Origin of the sequence: Exiguobacterium sp. R-39, from assembly GCF_049942815.1 — a bacterium.
Classification (GTDB): domain Bacteria; phylum Bacillota; class Bacilli; order Exiguobacteriales; family Exiguobacteriaceae; genus Exiguobacterium_A.
In genome coordinates this window covers 1,451,623-1,471,567 of record NZ_CP187965.1, presented here as the reverse complement: position 1 = coordinate 1,471,567, position 19,945 = coordinate 1,451,623, and the positions used below count along the sequence as shown (strand labels likewise).

21 protein-coding genes are annotated in these 19,945 nt (G+C 48.8%); 6 read left to right on the top strand and 15 right to left on the bottom strand.

The features are described 5' to 3' along the window. Window positions 1–87 precede the first annotated feature (87 nt). From ACP26N_RS07680 to ACP26N_RS07660, 5 genes are all read right to left on the bottom strand, one after another. Window positions 88–711 (bottom strand): histidine phosphatase family protein, encoded by a 624-nt coding sequence (locus tag ACP26N_RS07680; protein WP_426355293.1) that lies wholly within the window; start codon window positions 709–711, stop codon window positions 88–90. 140 nt (window positions 712–851) lie between these two features. Beyond that, complete coding sequence (locus ACP26N_RS07675; protein WP_426355292.1) at window positions 852–2,297, bottom strand: glycoside hydrolase family 1 protein; 1,446 nt, start codon at window positions 2,295–2,297, stop codon at window positions 852–854. A gap of 24 nt (window positions 2,298–2,321) precedes the next feature. Beyond that, window positions 2,322–4,151 carry a beta-glucoside-specific PTS transporter subunit IIABC gene (locus ACP26N_RS07670; RefSeq protein ID WP_426355290.1) on the bottom strand — a complete coding sequence of 610 codons (1,830 nt, stop codon included), beginning with the start codon at window positions 4,149–4,151 and terminating at the stop codon, window positions 2,322–2,324. 104 nt (window positions 4,152–4,255) lie between these two features. Next, window positions 4,256–5,107, bottom strand: a complete 852-nt coding sequence (gene licT, locus ACP26N_RS07665) for a BglG family transcription antiterminator LicT (RefSeq protein WP_426355289.1) — start codon at window positions 5,105–5,107, stop codon at window positions 4,256–4,258. Between the two features lie 248 nt (window positions 5,108–5,355). Continuing rightward, on the bottom strand, window positions 5,356–6,660 hold the full coding sequence (locus ACP26N_RS07660; protein WP_426355287.1) for a hemolysin family protein: 1,305 nt from the start codon (window positions 6,658–6,660) through the stop codon (window positions 5,356–5,358). Between the two features lie 337 nt (window positions 6,661–6,997). Here ACP26N_RS07660 and ACP26N_RS07655 point away from each other — a divergent pair, with 337 nt between their 5' ends. The 3 genes from ACP26N_RS07655 to ACP26N_RS07645 all read left to right on the top strand — a co-directional run bounded on the left by ACP26N_RS07655 (window position 6,998) and on the right by ACP26N_RS07645 (window position 9,945). Then, a complete protein-coding gene (locus ACP26N_RS07655) occupies window positions 6,998–8,050 on the top strand; it encodes a hypothetical protein (protein ID WP_426355286.1) in 1,053 nt (350 codons plus the stop codon). Window positions 8,051–8,155: 105 nt separating this feature from the next. Beyond that, window positions 8,156–8,734: a TetR/AcrR family transcriptional regulator gene (locus ACP26N_RS07650; protein ID WP_426355285.1), complete on the top strand. Its 579-nt coding sequence runs from the start codon at window positions 8,156–8,158 to the stop codon at window positions 8,732–8,734. A gap of 26 nt (window positions 8,735–8,760) precedes the next feature. Continuing rightward, complete coding sequence (locus ACP26N_RS07645; protein ID WP_426355284.1) at window positions 8,761–9,945, top strand: MFS transporter; 1,185 nt, start codon at window positions 8,761–8,763, stop codon at window positions 9,943–9,945. A 78-nt stretch (window positions 9,946–10,023) separates the two neighbouring features. Here ACP26N_RS07645 and ACP26N_RS07640 read toward each other — a convergent pair whose 3' ends face one another. The 4 genes from ACP26N_RS07640 to ACP26N_RS07625 form a co-directional block, all read right to left on the bottom strand. Next, window positions 10,024–10,173, bottom strand: coding sequence for a hypothetical protein (locus ACP26N_RS07640; RefSeq protein WP_207904762.1), 150 nt, complete (start codon window positions 10,171–10,173; stop codon window positions 10,024–10,026). Beyond that, window positions 10,158–10,670, bottom strand: a complete 513-nt coding sequence (locus ACP26N_RS07635) for an NUDIX hydrolase (protein ID WP_426355283.1) — start codon at window positions 10,668–10,670, stop codon at window positions 10,158–10,160. The genes ACP26N_RS07640 and ACP26N_RS07635 overlap by 16 nt, the downstream gene beginning before the upstream one ends. Continuing rightward, window positions 10,667–11,752: a flavin monoamine oxidase family protein gene (locus tag ACP26N_RS07630; RefSeq protein ID WP_426355282.1), complete on the bottom strand. Its 1,086-nt coding sequence runs from the start codon at window positions 11,750–11,752 to the stop codon at window positions 10,667–10,669. The genes ACP26N_RS07635 and ACP26N_RS07630 overlap by 4 nt, the downstream gene beginning before the upstream one ends. A 98-nt stretch (window positions 11,753–11,850) precedes the next feature. Next, window positions 11,851–12,027, bottom strand: coding sequence for a hypothetical protein (locus ACP26N_RS07625; protein ID WP_012370320.1), 177 nt, complete (start codon window positions 12,025–12,027; stop codon window positions 11,851–11,853). Window positions 12,028–12,245: 218 nt separating this feature from the next. On the opposite strand from ACP26N_RS07625, the gene ACP26N_RS07620 reads away from it, so the two are divergent. Further along, window positions 12,246–12,455, top strand: coding sequence for a helix-turn-helix transcriptional regulator (locus ACP26N_RS07620; protein WP_131972797.1), 210 nt, complete (start codon window positions 12,246–12,248; stop codon window positions 12,453–12,455). Next, window positions 12,452–12,928 (top strand): hypothetical protein, encoded by a 477-nt coding sequence (locus ACP26N_RS07615; RefSeq protein WP_426355281.1) that lies wholly within the window; start codon window positions 12,452–12,454, stop codon window positions 12,926–12,928. The genes ACP26N_RS07620 and ACP26N_RS07615 overlap by 4 nt, the downstream gene beginning before the upstream one ends. 4 nt (window positions 12,929–12,932) lie before the next feature. Here ACP26N_RS07615 and ACP26N_RS07610 read toward each other — a convergent pair whose 3' ends face one another. The 4 genes from ACP26N_RS07610 to ACP26N_RS07595 all read right to left on the bottom strand — a co-directional run bounded on the left by ACP26N_RS07610 (window position 12,933) and on the right by ACP26N_RS07595 (window position 15,948). Further along, complete coding sequence (locus ACP26N_RS07610; protein ID WP_426355279.1) at window positions 12,933–13,352, bottom strand: GNAT family N-acetyltransferase; 420 nt, start codon at window positions 13,350–13,352, stop codon at window positions 12,933–12,935. 102 nt (window positions 13,353–13,454) lie between these two features. Continuing rightward, window positions 13,455–13,958 carry a YusW family protein gene (locus ACP26N_RS07605; RefSeq protein ID WP_131972800.1) on the bottom strand — a complete coding sequence of 168 codons (504 nt, stop codon included), beginning with the start codon at window positions 13,956–13,958 and terminating at the stop codon, window positions 13,455–13,457. A gap of 88 nt (window positions 13,959–14,046) precedes the next feature. After that, a complete protein-coding gene (locus ACP26N_RS07600) occupies window positions 14,047–14,466 on the bottom strand; it encodes a universal stress protein (protein ID WP_131972801.1) in 420 nt (139 codons plus the stop codon). An 18-nt stretch (window positions 14,467–14,484) separates the two neighbouring features. Next, window positions 14,485–15,948, bottom strand: coding sequence for a SulP family inorganic anion transporter (locus ACP26N_RS07595; RefSeq protein ID WP_426355277.1), 1,464 nt, complete (start codon window positions 15,946–15,948; stop codon window positions 14,485–14,487). A 339-nt stretch (window positions 15,949–16,287) separates the two neighbouring features. On the opposite strand from ACP26N_RS07595, the gene ACP26N_RS07590 reads away from it, so the two are divergent. After that, window positions 16,288–16,845 (top strand): hypothetical protein, encoded by a 558-nt coding sequence (locus ACP26N_RS07590; protein WP_426355275.1) that lies wholly within the window; start codon window positions 16,288–16,290, stop codon window positions 16,843–16,845. Window positions 16,846–16,892: 47 nt separating this feature from the next. Here ACP26N_RS07590 and ACP26N_RS07585 read toward each other — a convergent pair whose 3' ends face one another. Next, the gene (locus ACP26N_RS07585; RefSeq protein ID WP_426355273.1) at window positions 16,893–18,554 is read right to left on the bottom strand and encodes an FAD-dependent oxidoreductase; all 1,662 of its coding nucleotides are present in this window, start codon (window positions 18,552–18,554) and stop codon (window positions 16,893–16,895) included. A gap of 19 nt (window positions 18,555–18,573) precedes the next feature. After that, complete coding sequence (locus ACP26N_RS07580) at window positions 18,574–19,878, bottom strand: arsenic transporter (RefSeq protein ID WP_426355272.1); 1,305 nt, start codon at window positions 19,876–19,878, stop codon at window positions 18,574–18,576. Between the last annotated feature and the right edge of the window lie 67 nt (window positions 19,879–19,945).

Genomic DNA, 19,945 nt, shown 5'->3' with positions numbered 1-19,945 from the left:
GGCGTCGCAAAGCGGCACCGCCTCAGATTGCAGACAACCCCTCATTTCGAACTAGAAATGAGGGGTTTTTGTATGATAGGAAGATAATTAAAAGGATACATCCTGTTTCACGTGGTCCATATCGCCTTCCATCAGGATTATATCCCCCTGCTCCGTCGATTCGACAATCGTCAGACTCGTCCCGTGGATGAAGGAAGATTTCCACAGTTCCTCTATCCCGGTTCTTTTAAAATGAGACAACAGCACTTTGATGGCGATGCCGTGTGTAACGATCAGAATCATTTCCTCTGGATGCTTCACTTGGATCTCTTTCAAAAATTCAACCAAACGATTTTGCAACACTTCAAAATTTTCCCCGGTTTTTGATATGTACAGATGTGGTGTCTCCCAGAATGCCGTATAGGCTTCCGCGTCACTCTGCTTTAAACAATCATGGGTCTTCCCTTCCCACTCACCCAGATGAATCTCTTTGAGTCGTTCATCGGTCTGGATCGGCACAGTCCGTTCCTCACAAATCAATTGTGCTGTTTGGAATGTCCGTTCGCTCGGACTCGAATAGACGGCTTGAAACGCGGTGTCTTGCAGACGTCGCCCTAATTGTTTGGCATATTGCCGGCCTTTTGCGGTCAACGGAGAATCTTTCCATCCTTGCAGCCTGTTTTCGGTATTCCATTCCGTCTCACCGTGGCGTGTCAGATAAATTATAGTCATCACCTTTCCATCCTTTCTGTTTCTGTTAAAACCCACTTAATTTTACCATCTAAAAAGATAATTAACCCGGGAAAAATATTCAATAAAAAAACCAAATGCAATCTTCTCGGTTAAGAGAAAGATTGCATTTGATCTTTAGCTTATTTCGAAACAGATGTCTGCGTCAGTACTGCACCATTTGACGCGATGACTTCCTTGTACCAATAAAATGAATCTTTCCGCGACCGGGCAAGTGTTCCAGATCCGTCATCGTGTTTATCGACGTAGATAAACCCGTAGCGTTTGCTGTACTCGCCGGTTGACGCACTGACGAGATCGATACAGCCCCAGCTCGTATACCCCATCATGTCAACGCCGTCCTGAATCGCTTCCATCATTGCTTTCAAGTGGCCTTCGAGATAGGCAATCCGGTACGAATCATGAATCGCACCGTCGGCTTCGACTTTATCGTAGGCACCAAGTCCGTTTTCAACGATGAACAACGGAATCTGATACCGGTCGTATAATTTATTTAAGATGATCCGCAACCCGTCCGGATCGATTTCCCAGCCCCAGTCGCTCGCTTTCAAGTACGGATTTTTGACCCCGCTCATGATGTTTCCACCGGCATCGTTTCCGTCTTTCTCCGCTTTTTCCGTCCGTGACATGTAGTAACTGAGCGAAAAGAAATCAACGGTGTAATCACGCAACAGTTCAAGATCACCGTCTTCGACAACCAGCTCGATGTTGTTTTCCGTGAAGAAACGGTCGGCAAACGCCGGATAGGTCCCACGGACGTGAACATCCCCGCAGAAATAGTTCATCATCCGTTCTTCTTCCAGTGCAAACTGGACGTCGACCGGGTTTGAGCTGAACGGATAAACCGGAGCGGCAATCAGCATGCAGCCGATTTGCATCGTCGGATCAATTTCCCGGGCGGCCTTCGTCGCCAGACTGCTCGCGACGAACTGGTGATGCAGGCCTTGATAGGTCGACTGCAACATGTTTTCGTCTTCGCGGACCGCCATCCCGAGACTGAGCATCGGCATGAACTGGGCACCATTGATTTCGTTAAAGGTCAGCCAGTACTTGACCTTTCCTTGATAACGCTCGAACAGCACCCGGCTGTAGCGTTCAAAGAACGTCACGAGCCGGCGGTCGCGCCAGCCGCCGTATTCTTTTGCCAAATGGAGCGGCAGTTCGTAATGCGAAATCGTGACGAGCGGCTCAATGCCGTGTTTCAGCAATTCATCAAAGACGTTGTCATAAAACTGCAGACCCGCTTCATTTGGTTCCGTTTCGTCCCCGTTCGGGAAGATGCGGCTCCAGGCGATTGACATCCGGTACGTCTTGAAGCCCATTTCGGCAAACAGGGCAATGTCTTCTTTATAGTGACTGTAAAAATCAATGCCGTCATGATTCGGATACGTATACTCTTCTTTTAACTCGAAATCGAACTGCGGATCATGGATGACCTGCATCCGGTGTTTGCCGCCCGGCATGACGTCGGCAATCGACAATCCTTTGCCGTCTGTTGCGTACGCCCCTTCGAGTTGATTGGCAGCCGTTGCGCCGCCCCATAGAAAATCGGATTTGATCTGTTTCATGAATAATTCCTCCTCTGATTGGTTTTAGACTAAAATGCGTAAGACGTCGCGTGACGGTTCGACCGTTCCTTGATACGTCGGTAAGACGTCGAGATAACTCGCTGTATTCGTCACGATGACCAGTGTGATGACGTCGTATCCGGCTTGTTTGATCTGCTCGATATCGAAGCGGATCAACGGATCACCGACCCGGATTGCCTGGCCGCTCTCGACGAACGACTCAAAATGTTGTCCGTTCAGCTGGACGGTGTCGAGACCGATGTGGACCAAAATCTCAACGCCGGTGTCCGACCGTAAACCGATCGCGTGTTTCGATGGATAGACCGTGACGACTTCCCCGTCAAACGGGGCATAGACGACACCTTCATCCGGAATGATCGCCAATCCTTTTCCCATGGCGCCGCTTGAGAAGACGGCATCATCGACTTGTTCGAGTGAAATGATTTCGCCTTTGACTGGTGCGAGGACCGGTAAGCCGACCTGTTCGCTGATCGTCGGTATTTCTTGCGTAACCTGTTCGTTGTCGCGGGCAAAGAAGTATGTCAGTCCGAACGACACGAGTGTCGCGACAGCAAGACCAATCAGCGCCCCCCAGAACGTCAAGTTGAGACCGTTCTGCGGAATCATGACCGGAATACCGAAAATCCCGAGTCCGCCCATCGCGTAGGAAGCTGTTCCGAGCCCGCCGCCGACCAAACCGCCGGCTGCTCCACCGACAACACCGAAAATGAATGGTTTTTTCCGCGGCAGCGTCAAACCGTACATCGCCGGTTCCGTGATTCCGAAGATGCCGGCAATCGTCGAAGATGTACCAAGTCCTTTGATTTTCGGATCTTTCGCCCGCATCGTGATCGCGAAGACGGCACCGACTTGACCAAATGTCGCCATCAGGACACCGACTGTAATCGTGTCAAAACCGTTGACGGCCAGGTTATTGATGATGATCGGGACCAGTCCCCAGTGGAGACCAAACATGACGAAGATTTGCCAAAAAGCGCCGATGAACGCAATCGCGATGACCGGACTCAAGTTGTAGAGGAACGAGTAACCGGCCGCAAGCCCCTGGCTCGCATACGTCGCAAGCGGTCCAATCGCAAGAAACGTCAACGGAACGACCAGCATCAGGACGAGCATCGGCGTCGTAAAGTTTTTGACCGCTTCATGCGAGTGGCGGTTAAAGAATCTTTCGAGTTTCGCCGAGACATACGTCGCAAGAATGATCGGAATGACGGACGATGCATAACTCATCAGGACGACCGGAATCGTCAGGAACGTCAAACTTTCACCGGAAGCTTGCAAGGCAACGATCGACGGATAGACGAGCGCCCCCCCGATAATCATCCCGATATACGGATTACCGCCGAATTTCTTCGCCGCCGAATGCCCGAGGACGACCGGCAGGAAGTAAAACAGGGCGTCCGCCGTCGCGTTCAGGACGATGTACGTGCCCATCGTCGGCGTCAACAGACCGGTCGCGACAAGAATCGCGAGTAACCCTTTTAACAGCCCGCTGCCTGCCATTGGACCAAGGATCGGTGTGAAGATGCCGGCAATCGTATCGATGAAGCGGTTGAATAGACTGGTTTTTTCCGTTTCTTCCGAAATCTCCTGACCGATTCCGTTCAATTCGTTGTAGACGTCGCCGACATGGTTTCCGATGACGACCTGGAACTGCCCGCCGCTCTTGACGACAGTAATGACACCATCCACCTGTTTCAACGCTTCGGCATCGGCTTTTTGTTCATCCTTTAATTTGAACCGTAATCGTGTCGCGCAGTGAAAGACTGTCTTGACATTGTCTTCGCCCCCGACCAATCGGACGATGTCTTGCGCAAGTGCTTGATATTTGCCCACTTGACTCACTCCATTCTTATTGTTGGAATAAAAAAACCTAAACGACGACAAGTGAAAAACACCTGTTATCATTTAGGTTTGGCCCGTCGATGCGGTAACCATCCTTAGGATCGATTCTGTTTCATGAGATTTTCGATATGAATCATCAAGTAAAGCCGTTCATCTTTCGAAACCATGTAGTCATACTTTCCAGTAATCAGGTTGGCAATCTTTTCGACACACTCAAATGCCAGCGGATATCGGGATTTGACCATTTCGTACAGTTCTTCGTCCCCTCCGGTGTTCAGCTTTGTCTTTGAGACAATCCGCTGGACAAAAAACTTTAAATGGGTTAAAAACCGGGCATACGCGTGGGACTCTTCATCCAGTTCGACTTGAAAATGATACGTGATGATCGTCATGATGGCCTGCGTTGCCTTTGTCATTTCGGTAACGATGTGCAAACTTTCACCTTTGACGCCGGACATCGAGGCGTTGACCAGATGCAGCGCAATCGAGACCGCTTCCTCTTCGTCGAGATTGACGCCATGCCGTTCATTGATCAGGCGGACGGCTTCTTTTCCGGCGGCAAATTCCGGACCGTAAAACCGTTTGACTTCCCAGACGAGTGGATTCCGGATCATGATTCCATCTGCATACCGTGACAGTGCGTAGTGGATATGATCGGCCAGTGTCACGTACACCGTATCATGGAGCGATTTGTCGAGTTTCACTTCTGCCATCTTGACGATCTCCTTGACCGTCTCGATTTCAGCCTGCGGCATCTCGTTCAAAAAATCGATGAATCGTTCCCGGCTCTCTTTACTCTCGAGCGTAAAGACTTTTTCGATCCTTGATTCGTCAATCACATCACCCATTCGTTTTTGAAATGCGATTCCCCGCCCCATGACGACATGTTCCTGTCCGTTCGATTCAATCGCCACGACATTATTATTAAACACTTTCACGATTTGCACGGAATCCCTCACCTCCACTCTAGAGCATCGTATTGAAAAGAAAAAACCTAAATTCATATCCATCGCCGCAACACGCAACAGATATCAATTTAGGTTTTGCCTGCTATCGCAGTAACAATCCTAGTTGGTTTATTCTTTTCATTACTAGAATACGATGGAAAACGGATGGCGTCAATCATTTTATGAAGCGCTTTCAAAAATAATAATGAATACCCGCTCCACCGGAAAAGAGGAGCGGGTATTTCTCGTCAGGATGTCTGTTTCAATACCAGTTTTACCTGCTGGATTTGATGGTTTTCGACGTGTAACAGTTCGAGATCGTATGTCTCCATCTCGAGCCGCTCACCAGCTTGATAGTCCGTTCCTTGTGCTTGAATGAAGCCGGCAATCGTATCGATTTCATCCGCGTCAGTAAACGTCAGGTTAAACCGTTCCTGTAAATCTGCCAGCAACACGGTCCCCGACAGATGATATTCCGTCTTCGAAACCGTCTCGATGTCGGCTTGTTCATCTTCGTCGAATTCATCGCGGATTTCGCCAACGATTTCTTCGAGCAAGTCTTCCATCGCAATCATTCCGGCAGTCCCGCCGTACTCGTCGATGACAAGCGCGATGTGGGAACGCGTCACCTTCATCTTCAGCAACGTTTCCTGGAGCGGTGTCATTTCGGACACGGCCGGAATGTCTTTCATATACTTCTTTAAGTCGCGTTGTTGATCGTTCGCCTGATCGGTCAGGACTTCCTTGACGTTGACGTACCCGATGATTTTATCTTTATCAAAATCCTCGATGACTGGGTAACGCGTGTATTGATTGTCCGTCATGATTTGTAAGACTTCGGCCCACGTCATGCTGAGCGACAGCGTCGTCACGTTCATCCGGGGCACCATGATGTCTTTCGTCACCCGCTCGTCGAAGGCAAAGACGTTTTGCATCAACGCGAGTTCCGTCTGGTTGATTTCACCGCTCTTGAAGCTTTGCGACATGATGATTTTCAACTCTTCTTCCGAGTGAGCTTGTTCGTGCCCGGTCGGCTGAACGCCGAACAGACGTAAGAAAATTCGTGCCGAACCGTTCATCACCCAGATGAATGGATACATGATTTTACCGAACACATACAAAGCCGGTGCGAGCAGTAACGTCATCCGTTCCGCGTACTGGATGGCGAGTGTCTTCGGAGCAAGTTCACCGATGACAACGTGCAGAAATGTCACCGAAACGAACGCAATCGTATAGGAAAGAACCGTCGACAGTGCTGCCGCGACGCCAAACTCGTCAAAGACCGGTCCGAGCAGTTTCTCGACGGTCGGTTTCCCGAGTGCTCCGAGTCCCAGTGCCGTGATCGTGATTCCGAGCTGACAGGCGGACAAATAATAATCGAGGTCACTGGCGACCTTCTTGGCCAGGACCGCTCCTTTGTTTCCTTCCTGAATCATTTGATCAAGTCGTGACATCCGAACCTTGACGACCGCAAACTCCGATCCGACGAAAAACGCCGTCAAGACAATCAACAACACCAGTAACGCCAAATTCAATACCAACAATATGTCCAATTCTTTCCCCTGAATCAGGGGGTCACCTCCAATAAAATAATTTGAATCGAGAAATGATTCCACAATTTAAAACCGTACAGTGAAACGTTCTAGTTACAAACATAACGAATCTTTTTCCGGATTTCAATTTTTTTGCCTCAGGTAATGACTTGATTATTCAGAATAATCTGATTGAAGTTTCTAAAAGGAGTACTTTTGATACTAGGTTTCTTCCCATGGTTTAGCGGCTATATAAGAGCTATGCACATCAACATCTCAAGTTAAAGTAGTTTAAGACAAAGCTTCTTGAAATCAAATGATGTTCGTAAAATCGTCAGTGGAGAGGTAGTGGATTATTATGGAAAAAACAAGAAAAGGTTTCTCGTCGTACTTGCGACCAGAGGCAGACGGAGCAGGTCGAAACATCTCGTGGAGTTCAATCATCGCGGGGGTCGTATCATTTTTTGCACTTTTAATTACATTCAGCTTAATCGGTTCAGCGATCGGCTTTGGTGTCACGGACGTCACGTCCGACAAACCGTTTGACGGTGTCGGCATCGGATTAGCCATCTGGGCGATCCTGTCGTTGTTAATCTCATTGTTCGTCGCCGGTTTCGTTTCCGGTGTGACATCATCACGTGCCGGACTCGTTCACGGTTTTCTCACATGGTCGACAAGTGTCATCCTCTTGTTCGCTTTGTTGACATTCACGACAATCAACACGTTCCAAACAGTTGGTTCCGTGCTCGGTACAGTCGGTGGTGCAGCAGGTCAAGGTGTCGGCGCCATTGCCAGCACAACATCAGATGCTGTTTCAAAAGGATTCAGCTCAGTGACAGATAACGTCTCAAACGTTGATACAAAAGAACTGGAAGGTAATGTCGATGAAATTCTAAAAGATACAGACATTAAAGAACTACAACCAAACTACTTGCAAGGTCAACTCGATGCAGTCAAAGATGATGCGACTGCAGCAGGGAAAGATGTCTTAACAAAACCGGAAGATTTCGATAAAATCGTCAGCGATCTTGGTGACAAATTGACAGCACGTTCAGAAAAAATCCAAAACTCGGTCGATGAAGATAAAATCGCTGAAGCCGTTGCTCAAAACACAGATCTCTCACAAGCAGAAGCAGATAAAGCAACGAAAAACATCGTTGACGGTTTAAAGCAGGCAACAAGCGAAACAAGCAAACAAATCGAAAACGCAAAACAAACACTTGATGAAACATCAGCTGATCTCAAGAAAACAGTTGAAGATGTCCGTGTTCAAACAGAACAAGCGACACAAACAGCATCTAAAGTTTCAATCTGGGGCTTCGTCGCTCTCATCTTAACGATGATCGTGACATCAATCGCCGGCATCACAGGTTCACGTGTTGCATCACGCGGTCGTATCGCCAACAAATAATCGAATACATGCAGCCGAAGGTCCCAGAGACCTTCGGCTTTTTTGTTTGACAATCGTTTTGAATCTGTTAGGCTGTTAACTAACGACCGTTAGGAAGGTGAATGAATGAAAGCTTCATTATTATTGCAAACTGCCCTTCGGCATTTTGCACAACACGGCTACGAAGGCGCTTCCTTACAAGAGATTGCCCAGGAAGTCGGCATCAAGAAACCTTCGATTTACGCCCACTACCGTGGAAAAGACGATTTGTTTCTCACAGCGATGACACATGCGCTCGAGACACAGAAAACACATCTCGCCACGTACTTCATCTCGACGCGCCATCTCTCGCTCGAAGCGAGCCTAAAAGGTTTTTTTGATTGGTTTCTCGAGGAAAGCACCCAAAATGATCAGCTGAAATTCATTTTACGGATTGCCTACTTCCCGCCTGTCAAACTAGAGCGGGAAGTAACGGATTTGATTAATCCGTTTTTTGATTCGATGCAACGCCACTTGACCCGTTTGTTGCGGGAACGCGACCGACAAGAACAGATTTTATATTCGGATGATTACGAAAGTGCCGCCCTCGCCTACTTGACGGTGACGGAAGGTACAATGACGGAGTTCGTCTACAACGGTGTCGAAGCCTATCAACGACGTTTTACTGCCGTCTGGCCAATTTTTTGGCGGGGACTTGTCCGCTAACTAAAAAAGAAACAGAGGAATTCACCATGCAAAATAACAAATTGATCTTAGGCACCCTGCTGCTTAATCTTTTTATCGCGTTTTTAGGAATTGGTCTTGTCATTCCCGTCACCCCGACCATCATGAACGAACTGAACATCTCCGGTTCGACCGTTGGTTACATGGTCTCAGCATTCGCCTTTGCACAGCTCGTGTTATCGCCGCTTGCCGGTCGTGCCGTTGATAAATATGGCCGGAAACCGATGATCATCATCGGTCTGTTCATCTTCAGCATGTCAGAACTGTTATTTGGTCTCGGTCAATCGGTCGAAGTCTTATTCGCGTCGCGGATTCTGGGCGGGGTCAGTGCCGCCTTCATCATGCCGGCTGTCACAGCGTTCATCGCCGACATCACGACGAATGCAACCCGTCCAAAAGCCCTCGGCTACATGTCAGCGGCGATTTCGACCGGTTTCATCATCGGTCCGGGAATCGGTGGTTTCCTGGCGGATATTGGGACTCGTGTCCCCTTTTTCTTTGCCGCAGCCTTTGGACTCGTCGCGATGATTTTGTCGGTCTTTACGTTACGCGAACCGGAACGCCATTATGAACAGACGACAACACCGCAGCAAAAAACCGGTTTCCGGAAAGTCTTTTCACCGCTCTACTTCATCGCCTTCATGGTGTTGCTGATTTCTTCATTCGGACTCGCTTCGTTTGAGTCACTGTTTGCGCTGTTCGTCGACCGGAAGTTTGGCTTTACGGCGAAAGACATCGCCCTCGCGATTTCACTTGGTGCCATCGTCGGTGTCATTGTCCAGGTCGGCTTATTTGAACGTCTGACGCGCTGGTTCGGTGAGATCCGGCTCATCCGCTACAGTCTGATCGGTTCGACGTTGCTCGTACTTGTCATGACGTATGTGACAAGTTATCTCTCGATTATTCTCGTGACGATGGTCGTCTTCGTCGGCTTTGACTTAATGCGTCCTGCGGTCACGACGTATCTGTCGAAAATCGCCGGAAACGAACAGGGTTTCGTTGGCGGGATGAACTCAATGTTTACGAGCATCGGGAATATTCTCGGACCGGTAATCGGCGGCATCCTGTTTGATGTCGATCTCAACTACCCGTTTTATTTTGCGACCGTCATGCTTGCAATCGGGATCGCCTTGACATTCGTCTGGCGGGAACAGCAGCCGGCTGAAGCGACAGCAGAACAAAAAACATCGTAATGAAAAACCCGAACGTGTTCTGTATCAAAATGAGCCCTGACTAGTAGCTCTTCGATACAACATTCCGTTCGGGTTTTTTCATGGACTAATCTCAAACATGCCAGCCAAGTCCTGCACATCTGATAAAACAGAAATCATTCCCGGCCCTGTGTCCTGCAAGACAGACGCCATGACCGGATACGTATCAAGCAACGTTCCGTCGAAATCCCAAATCACATTCCGGTACATGGTGTCGCCTCCTGTCGGACGACCCAGTCCTGTATCCGGGTCAATTTGTCTGTTTCCGGATTTTCCAAATAGTCAAAGGCCTTCAATACTAATGGTGATGCATTGGAAGTATTGACTTCTGCCCGGCTCCTCCAGGACGAACCCACCGAATCCTGCCCGAAAAATATCTCCGGAACAGACTGCTCTCCGTCAACCTCTAACACGTGGAAAAACACCCCGATATGATGAAGGTGCGACGCCCGGTGCCAGTCAGACTGAACGGAAAACTCAAACGCCCCGATTAATCGTTTTGAGCGGACCGTTAATCCCGTCTCCTCCTGAAACTCGCGGTTCAGTGCGTCAGGTAACGTCTCAAAATCTTCGAGACTGCCCCCCGGTAAATCGTACCGGTACGTGTACGGTCCGCCCTGCTTATGAATGACGAGCAGTTTTCCTTCATTATAATAGATGCCGTATGTACCGAATGCCCGGTGAAATGTCGGTTCGTTTGTATTCATGATTCATCCTCCCTCATATACGTTGTTAACCATCGCTCGACCGATTGTAACGTCCCTTCTAAATGGCCGCCGAACGTAGGATCACTTTCCGTCCCAAGCAGCGTGACCTTATCCTCCAACGCGCCTTCGAGTCGAATCGGTCGATAGGCAGGAAACTCGGTTAACGGTTCAGCATCCGCTCTCGCTGCTGTCTCCGGTTCATTTGCCCAGTCCTGATACAAAACGGCAATCGGATGACCGGCTTCCTTTCCGAATAAACGGATCAACTGTTCGATGACCTGCCGCTTTACTGCTGTTTCTCCAAGCGTTGCACGCTCCGTTGCCGTCAGGCGGAAAAATCCGAATAGGGCTCCGGGGCCGGTCGGCGGTGACGCATCATGGATTTCCTGCAGCACACCGGACCAGCTGATGGCGAAACCGGATCGACCGCTTTGCCGCCAAAATGGGGTATCGTACACGGCGACCACCTTCGCTTGCCCGGCCATCCAGGTTGGTGTTGTCCTCAGTTGATCGTGCACGGATTCTGGTAAAGCGGGACGCCATTGGATCAGTCCGCTGAGTCGCGGCGGGAGTGTCACGATAACGTGATCAAACGTTTGCCGGAATTGACTCCCCATCTGCTCCATCGTCAGTTCGACCTGATTGGTTGCTTCAATCGCCGTCACACGGTGCGCCAGTTGAATCGTTCCGGGATGCAGCCGTTCCGCCAGCGCCTCCGTCACGCTGTGCATTCCGTTTACCAGTCTGTGCGATAAAACCGTTTGACCGTCCGGTAACCGGTGTTGTTCGACTTGCCCCGGTGACCGTTCGAGCATCATCGTCTCTTCGATCGCCTGAACAAGGACCGACAGTTGCAGACGCTCAATCAGCGTCGTCATCAAACGTTCTGTTTCCGGCCAATACCAGGTTGGTCCGAGATCAAACGCATAGGACTGATCTTTAAGCGTCACCGTTTTCGTCAGGACCCGGCCGCCGATCCGGTCACGTGCTTCAAAAATCGTGACCTCATCTCCCCTTTCCTGCAGACGCGAAGCGGTGTACAAGCCGGTCAGACCGGCACCGACGACAGCGATTCGTGGCATGTTCATCCCTTCTTTCTCATGTTTCTTTCTAGTGTACCGAATATTTTTTGGAAGGCACAGAAAAACAGAGCGTCATCCGACACTCTGTTCGCTGTTGCTTAGGATGATTGCATATGTTGCCAGTCGTCTTCATCAAAGATCGACTGGACCCATTCGGTGGAAACATATAATGATTTGGCGATGGCTTCGTCGGATTTCCCGAGTTTACGCAGCAAATGGACGATTCGAATCCTTCGCTCGAGTTCACGCTCGTCAGGTAACAATTCCGGCATCATGTCGGCGCCTCCTTTCTCTCTTTAAGCCAACCGTCATCGTTTTGTCTAAGTTACCCGTTTATCGGTTGAATATTCCGATAATTCAAGAGGTTCGATGATTTTTGATAAAGAGTCTCAAAAAAGTAACAGTATGTTTTTCGTTTAAATGTAAAACAGACTTTACAAAAAGTAAAACACACTTTACAATTTAAGTATCAACTAATGAAGGAGAAACTGTGATGAAGCTGACGAACCGGGTTAAATCGTTGCGCAGCAGCAACGGATGGACGCAGGAACAGTTTGCTCAGATGATCGGTGTCACGCGTCAAACCATCATCTCGCTTGAAAAAGGCAGTTACACCCCGTCTCTGTTGCTCGCGATGCAAATTGCACGGGTATTCGCACTACCGGTCGAATCGATTTTTTATCTAGAGGAGGAATCGGAATGAAACGTGTTATCATTCAATCGTGTTTAAACATTTGTATGTATTTTTTAGCAGCTGTTTTCATTAGTTCTATTCACGATCAACTAAATATTTTTCAAAATGATCCGGTCAACGGTGCCGGCTTCAATCTGACGTTGGACCTTTCCATTATTCTTCCCGTTATATTGGTCGCAATCGGTCTTTCGGTCACCGGCTACTGGATGCGGACAGATAAGAAGAGTTCGCTTTCCAAGTGGTCGTCGTCGACGACTGAGTTTTCTGATGAAGATGAACGGGAGGAAGTCATTACAGGAAAGGCGACACGTGCCGCATACGTGAGCTTTTTAATCACCTTACCGCTATTGATGATTGCCTTGTTGTTTGATGTTCCGCTGATGTCGATTTTTCCAAACTTTGCGTTTTATGCCATTGCGCTCGTCTTAACAGCAGGAACCTTTTCTTACATGGCGGCCTGGGTCTATCATTACCAACGCTGACCCTTCATAAATACTTGACGAAAAAGTACTGGGTCTGTCCTTTCGCCGGATGATCGTCGAGACGACCGTATTCCTCGAATCCGAGTTTTTTATAAAAGCCCGGCGCCTGAAAATTGAACGTATCGAGTAGAATCTTACTGCATGATTTTTCTTCGGCAATCGATTCGATTTTTGCCATAAGTTGTTTCCCGACACCGCCTGTTCTGTTTTCCGGGTCGATCCACAAAAAATGCACCTGCAGATGATTCCACACATAGCTTGCCGTAACACCACCCAGGAGCTCCTCGTCTTCATTCCATGCCAAAAAGCAATATTGTTCCGCTTCCGTATAGAGCGCTGCTGGAACGTGTTGCCGGTTATATGTAATCAGTTGTTCCCGGATCCATTGCCCGTCTTCCGTCGTACCGCTTGTGATTTCCATCATCCAAAACCCCCAATTGAAATATTTTACATCCATATCTCATGATAACACTTCGATTTGAATACTTTGGCAAAATAAAGAGGCGCCGCTTGGCACCTCTTTATTTTACTTCATGAACTCTTTTTCTGTTCCATCAGCAAACTCAATCTCGACTTCAAGCCGGGTTGCGTCCTTAATCCCAAAGACTTTCTCGACTTCGGCAATCGCGTCGTCATTTGACGTATTGGCATCAATGTTGAGTTCGTCGAGCTTCGGATCAAGGATTTTCATCGCTTCATTGCCTTGAGAACGTTCACCGTCCATTTTGTAATCGGCTTCCGTCCCGTCATTATCCCGGTCGTAACTGATGTCGACCATATCCATCATATCTGCCGTATCTGCCTCGACTGATAGACTGACGAATCCGTAATCCTTGTCGGCATTTTCCGTCACCGTATCCTGATCTTGTGTACCCGACGAATCATCATTCATCGTGCTGTCATCATTCATCGAATTATCATCCGTCGTTGTCGTTTCCTCGACCTTTTCTGTTTCCTGATTGTCCGAATTGCCGCATCCTGCTGCAAATAGGGCAAGACCAAGAACCGGTACTAAATATGTCTTCTTCATTAGAATGACCCCCTCTTTTTTTGACTATCCCCTGGGTCAAGACATATAAATCGTTTTGATGTGCGTTTTTCAAAAAAAGATTTATCGGTCACTTCACAATCAAAACCGGGCATTTGACGCGTTTGGCGATCTTGTGACTGACACTGCCGAGCATCATCTCCTGCAGACTGTTTAACCCCCGGCTGCCGATAATCGTTAAATCGACCTGCTTTTGATTGGCGTGTTCCACAATTGTCGGACCCGGCTCACCGCGAAGAATCGTCACGTAATAGGAGATATCAGCTGCTTCTAACTTTTCTTCGACCGGGGCGAGTTTTTTCCGCCGGGCAACCTCGATTCCGGCTGCTCCCTCTGCATGCAGGACATCGTCTTTGGCTTTTGAAAAATCGGCGACGAAGATGACTTCAATTTTACTTTGCGAACTGAGATCCGCTATTTTAATCGCTTCTTCCGTTGCCCGGACCGAGTGTTCCGAACCGTCAACGGCTAGTAGGATATGTGGATACATTTTGTTCACTCCCTTATTTTAATGGGTAGAAATCTTCGGCGTTGGATCATTATGAATCGCTAAACGATCGACTAATTTTTTACTCTCCGGATTTAATCCACTCATCTCGACATTGTTTTGATTCGCCAGCAAGCGGAGCATCACCTTGTCAATCGCTCCGACGGCGGAATCATCCCAGATTTGGGTCGATCCGAAATCAATCAGAATATCCTGCTTATTCATTTCATAATCAAACGAAGCGATGAAATGATCGACGGAAGCAAAGAACAGTGGACCTTTGACGATATAGACGGTTTTTCCCGCCTCGGGTCGTTGCTTGACATTGATTTTTGAAACTTTTGCGACAAAAAACAAGGCGCTTAAGATGACACCGGCGATGACACCAATCGAAAGATCGTGTGTTGCAACGACGATGACGACCGTTGCGAGCATCACGAAGGCATCGGCTTTCGGGGCTTTCCGGAGATACGTAAACGACGACCAGTCAAATGTGCCAATCGAGACCATGATCATGATTCCGACGAGAACCGGCATCGGAATCTGAACGACTAAGTTTCCAAGGACGATGATCAAAAACATCAGGAACAGTCCGGCAACAAGTGTTGACAGACGACCGCGGCCACCCGACTTGATGTTGATGACCGATTGACCAATCATCGCACAACCTGCCATCCCGCCGAAAAATCCGGTGATGAAGTTGGCAATCCCCTGCCCCCGGGCTTCCTTGTTTTTTTCACTTTCCGTGCCGGTCATGTCGTCAACAATCGTCGCCGTCAGCAACGATTCCAGCAACCCGACGATGGCAAGCGCCAGTGAATACGGGAAAATGATTTGAAGCGTCTCGAAATTGAACGGGACGTTCGGCAAGAAGAACGAAGGTAACGAACGTTGAATCGCCCCGAGATTACCAACCGTCCGCAAATCAACGTTCAAGTAGATCGCGGCAATCGTCAAAACGACAATCGCAATCAGCGGAGCGGGAATCGCCTTGAAAAAGCGGGGTAAGAGATAAACGATGGCAAGCGTCATCGCGACGAACACATAGGTCATCGTTGAGATCCCGATAAAATGCGGGACCTGGGCCATGAAAATCAAAATCGCCAGTGCATTAACGAAACCAATCATGACGGCACGCGGAATGAATTTCATGACTCGCGCAACCTTAAAAACACCAAAGAGAATTTGGATGATTCCGGTTAAAATCGTTGCGGCGAGCAGATAATTGAGCCCGTGCTCCTTCACGAGCGGGACCATTAAAAGCGCCATCGCTCCGGTTGCTGCTGAAATCATGCCCGGGCGTCCGCCGACGAAGGCAACGATGACAGCGATACAGAAAGAGGCATACAATCCGACCATCGGATCGACACCGGCGATGATCGAGAACGCAATCGCTTCCGGAATTAACGCCAGCGCAACGACAATCCCGGCTAAGATATCTCCTCTGACATTTGAGAACCATTGTTCTCGTACATTCATTTTCATCTGTTTCTTCCACCTTTCTGTTGAGAATTATTCTTTTCTCAACATCCTGTTCTGTTTTGAATATCCACATTCTAGCACCATTAGTTTCAAAAAGGAACAATTTTGGTCTTTTTATTTTTAAGTGATAAATTTGACTCATACTAAAAAGGAGTTCATCCAAATCGATGAACTCCTTGTGTAGTACCGGATTTATTTTTGAGCAGGTCGCTTAAACGTTTTAAGAAATCCTATCCTGAGAATACAGCGGTGATGACCAAGAAATGATTCATTTCAGTGCGCTTGTTTGCTAAGCTGAATGTAATTTTACAGAAGCAACAGTTTATACAGGAGGAATTTCAAATGATTGAATCCGTGCTCTCTCTCCTTTCCCCACTCTTTGCTTCCTCTCACGTCAGATGGGGCATCGGTGGTTCGGTTCTCCTCGCCCACCATAGGTTAGTGGAGCATCCAAACGATTTGGATCTGTTGTTCCATCCGGACGATTTCGTTGTGGCTGAACAGATTTTGAAGCAGCTCGGTGAACAGCAACCAACTCAAGATAAAGGCATTTTTTTGACCCGTCGATTTGAAGAATATACGATTGGACATGTTGAACTGGACATCATCGTCGATTTCAAAATTCAACATACAGCAGGTATCTTCTCGTTCGTGTTTGATGAAACGGCTGTGACGGAACAGGTCAGTTTCAGGGGACAACGCTATCCGTTCATGCATCTTGAGGATTGGTACGTCTTCTATCTATTGATGCCGGGACGCGAATCCAAAGTCAGTCTCCTTGAAGACTACTGGAAGTCACACCCGCTCGATGCGCCGCAACGGTTACAAATCGCACTCGCTGCTCCCTTGCCGGACAGCATCCGTCAACGGATTGAACATATTTATCGGTATGCGCAGTAAAAAAGCGGCTCTTCTGCGAAGAAGAACCGCTTTTTGTTGTCAGACGATTACTGGGCCAGACACTTTTTACAATGTTGATAGTTTTTATTACCGCCGGATAAGTTACAGACATCCGTAAACCCAAGGTTCTTGAGCACGTTTTGTGCCGCGTTTCCGGTCACACCTTTGTTGCAATACACGATCGTCGGTAGAGTTGGATCAAGTTCTTTCGCCCGTGTCCGCAGTTCACCGAGCGGGATGTGAATCGCCCCGTCCACACAACTTTTCTCAAACTGGGTTTTGGAGCGCGTATCGATGATTTGGAACGACTTGCCGCCCGTGACTTGTTCAATCAATTCATTTGGCGTCATCAAACGGGCCGTTTTTTTAATCGCATTGTCGAGGGCCATCCCGGTATAGAGCACCGGATCCTTAGTCGTCGAAAACGGTGGTGCATAGGCGAGATCGAGATGGAACAGATCTTCTGCTTTTGCCTTGAACGTAATCGCCGTCGCCAGGACATCAATCCGTTTGTCGACCCCTTGCGGACCAACGATTTGTGCGCCGAGAACCCGTCCTGTTGCCCGATCGGCAATCGCCTTGATCGTCATTTCTTTCCCACCCATGTATTCTGGGCGATCCGGTTTGATGTTGTGAAGGATTTCGATGTCGTATCCGGCTTCCCGCGCTTCTTTTTCCGTCAAACCGGTCTGCGCGACCGTCAGATCAAACGCTTTGAAGATGCCGGTTCCAAGAATCCCTCGGTGTTCCGCTGCTTCCCCGGTGATGACCATCCCGGCAATCCGCCCCATCTTATTGGCGGTCGAGCCGAGCGGACGATAAATCGCTTCTCCGGTAATGACGGAGAAACTTTCCGCGACGTCGCCGACAGCATACACATCGGTCAGATTCGTCTGCATCTTCCGGTTGACGGCAATCGCACCCGTCTGCCCGATTTCAACACCAATCTGTTTCGCGAGTTCGGTATTCGGTTTCACTCCGACCGACAGGATGACGAGATCTGTTGCAATCGACTTGCCGCTCTCAAGGGCGATGTCCGTGACCCGTTCCGTCCCGTTTAATGCCGTCACCGATTCACCAAGCATCAACTCGACACCTTTATCTTCTAAATGATCAGCAACCCGCTCCGCCATATCGCGGTCAAGCGGCGGCATGACTTGCGGCAGGCGTTCGACGAGCGTCACCTGAATCCCGCGGTACGTCAGTTGCTCCGCCATTTCAAGACCGATGAAGCCGCCACCGACGATCGTTGCCGTCTTTGGATCATGCTGTTCGATGTACGAGCGGATCGCATCGGCATTCCGGACATTGCGAACCGTAAAGACGTTGTCGTGATCAACACCCGGGAGCGGTGGGACGATGCTTGACGCACCGGTCGCAAGCACCAGTGTATCGTACGTATCTGTAAACCGTTCACCGGTCGCCAGATTAACGATGGTTGCCGTCTTCGTTGCGTGATCAATCGATTCGACTTCGTGCCGCGTATGGATGTCGATGTTATAGCGTTTTTTGAAAAATGCCGCATCGCGTGGTGTCAATTCGTCGATGTCGGCAATTTCCCCGCCGACAAAGTATGGAATTCCACAACCGGAATAGGAGATGTCATGATCGCGGTCATAAATCGTAATCTGTAAATCTTCACTGTTCCGACGTGCTTTTGCACCAACCGATGTCCCGGCAGCAACTGAACCAATGATCAACAATTTCATGTAAGTGTCCTCCTGAAAATTAATAAAGTAACAAACTGATGTACAATCCGAGCAACGTAATCGCAAGCGTTGGAATCGTCAGAATCGTACCGATTTTAAAGTATTGTCCCCAGCCGATCTTGACACCTTTTGAGCGCAAAACGTGCAACCAGAGTAAGGTCGCCAAACTTCCGATCGGTGTAATTTTTGGACCTAAGTCGGATCCGATGACGTTGGCATAAATCAAGGCTTCCCGGATGATTCCGGTCGTTTGACTGAGATCGATCGCCAGTGCATCAATCATCACGGTCGGCATATTGTTCATGATCGACGACAGAACAGCGGCAAGGAAGCCCATCCCGAATGTCGCACCGGCAATCGTCGTCGCAAAACTGTCGATGACATCTGCGAGAACTTGCGTCAATCCAGCATTTTGCAGACCATAGACAACGATATACATCCCAAGCGAGAAGAAGACGATCGCCCACGGTGCGCCGGCGATGACTTTTTTCGTCGGTACGCTTGGTGAACGACGTGCCATCAAGAGGAAGAACAGAGCGATGACACCGGCAACGAGACTGACCGGAATGCCGATCAAGTCACTTGTGAAATAGCCGACGACAAGCAATACGAGCACCAGCCACGATAACTTGAACATCCGCTGATCTTTGATTGCCGTGCTCGGCGCGACGAGTTGCGTCACATCATAGGTCTTCGGAATACTTTTGCGGAAGTACAAATACAACACAAGCAGACTGCCGATGACGGAAAAGACGTTGACGAACACCATACGCGACGCATATTCCGTAAAGCCGATGTCAAAGAAGTCGGCCGAGACGATATTGACGAGGTTTGAGACGACGAACGGCAGACTCGCCGTGTCCGCAATGAAGCCGGAAGCAAAGACGTACGCCAAAACGACATAATCCGGTAATTTTAAGTAGCGGACAATTGCGAGAACGATCGGCGTCAAAATCAACGCTGCGCCGTCATTCGCAAACAAGGCCGCCACAATGGCACCAAGCAGTGTCAGATAGACAAACAGTTTGACACCGCCGCCTTTGGCGATCCGTGCCATATGAAGCGCCGCCCATTCGAAGAAGCCAATTTCGTCTAAAATCAACGAGATGATGATCAGAGCGATAAAGGTAAATGTCGCGTTCCAGATGATACCCCAGACAGTCGAGACATCATCCAGGTTCACAACGCCGGTCAGTAAGGCAATCAATGCCATCCCCATGGCGGAGTAGCCGATGCCGAGACCTTTTGGTTGTTTGATGATTAAGAATAACGTGATCAGGAAAATTCCGATCGCAAGTAGATGTGTGCCGGTCAATGCGTTCACTTCATTTCTCTGTTAATTTTTCTTTTTCTGTACATAACCAATCTGTTATGTTCAAAATCGCTTTATT

Excerpts from the sequence above, each read along its gene's own strand:
- ACP26N_RS07680 (WP_426355293.1), bottom strand. The coding sequence starts at position 711 with ATGACTATAATTTATCTGACACGCCACGGTGAGACGGAATGGAATACC.
- ACP26N_RS07675 (WP_426355292.1), bottom strand. The coding sequence starts at position 2,297 with ATGAAACAGATCAAATCCGATTTTCTATGGGGCGGCGCAACGGCTGCC.
- ACP26N_RS07655 (WP_426355286.1), top strand. The coding sequence starts at position 6,998 with ATGGAAAAAACAAGAAAAGGTTTCTCGTCGTACTTGCGACCAGAGGCA.
- ACP26N_RS07650 (WP_426355285.1), top strand. The coding sequence starts at position 8,156 with ATGAAAGCTTCATTATTATTGCAAACTGCCCTTCGGCATTTTGCACAA.
- ACP26N_RS07645 (WP_426355284.1), top strand. The coding sequence starts at position 8,761 with ATGCAAAATAACAAATTGATCTTAGGCACCCTGCTGCTTAATCTTTTT.
- ACP26N_RS07640 (WP_207904762.1), bottom strand. The coding sequence starts at position 10,173 with ATGTACCGGAATGTGATTTGGGATTTCGACGGAACGTTGCTTGATACG.
- ACP26N_RS07635 (WP_426355283.1), bottom strand. The coding sequence starts at position 10,670 with ATGAATACAAACGAACCGACATTTCACCGGGCATTCGGTACATACGGC.
- ACP26N_RS07630 (WP_426355282.1), bottom strand. The coding sequence starts at position 11,752 with ATGCCACGAATCGCTGTCGTCGGTGCCGGTCTGACCGGCTTGTACACC.
- ACP26N_RS07625 (WP_012370320.1), bottom strand. The coding sequence starts at position 12,027 with ATGATGCCGGAATTGTTACCTGACGAGCGTGAACTCGAGCGAAGGATT.
- ACP26N_RS07620 (WP_131972797.1), top strand. The coding sequence starts at position 12,246 with ATGAAGCTGACGAACCGGGTTAAATCGTTGCGCAGCAGCAACGGATGG.
- ACP26N_RS07615 (WP_426355281.1), top strand. The coding sequence starts at position 12,452 with ATGAAACGTGTTATCATTCAATCGTGTTTAAACATTTGTATGTATTTT.
- ACP26N_RS07610 (WP_426355279.1), bottom strand. The coding sequence starts at position 13,352 with ATGATGGAAATCACAAGCGGTACGACGGAAGACGGGCAATGGATCCGG.
- ACP26N_RS07605 (WP_131972800.1), bottom strand. The coding sequence starts at position 13,958 with ATGAAGAAGACATATTTAGTACCGGTTCTTGGTCTTGCCCTATTTGCA.
- ACP26N_RS07600 (WP_131972801.1), bottom strand. The coding sequence starts at position 14,466 with ATGTATCCACATATCCTACTAGCCGTTGACGGTTCGGAACACTCGGTC.
- ACP26N_RS07595 (WP_426355277.1), bottom strand. The coding sequence starts at position 15,948 with ATGAAAATGAATGTACGAGAACAATGGTTCTCAAATGTCAGAGGAGAT.
- ACP26N_RS07590 (WP_426355275.1), top strand. The coding sequence starts at position 16,288 with ATGATTGAATCCGTGCTCTCTCTCCTTTCCCCACTCTTTGCTTCCTCT.
- ACP26N_RS07585 (WP_426355273.1), bottom strand. The coding sequence starts at position 18,554 with ATGAAATTGTTGATCATTGGTTCAGTTGCTGCCGGGACATCGGTTGGT.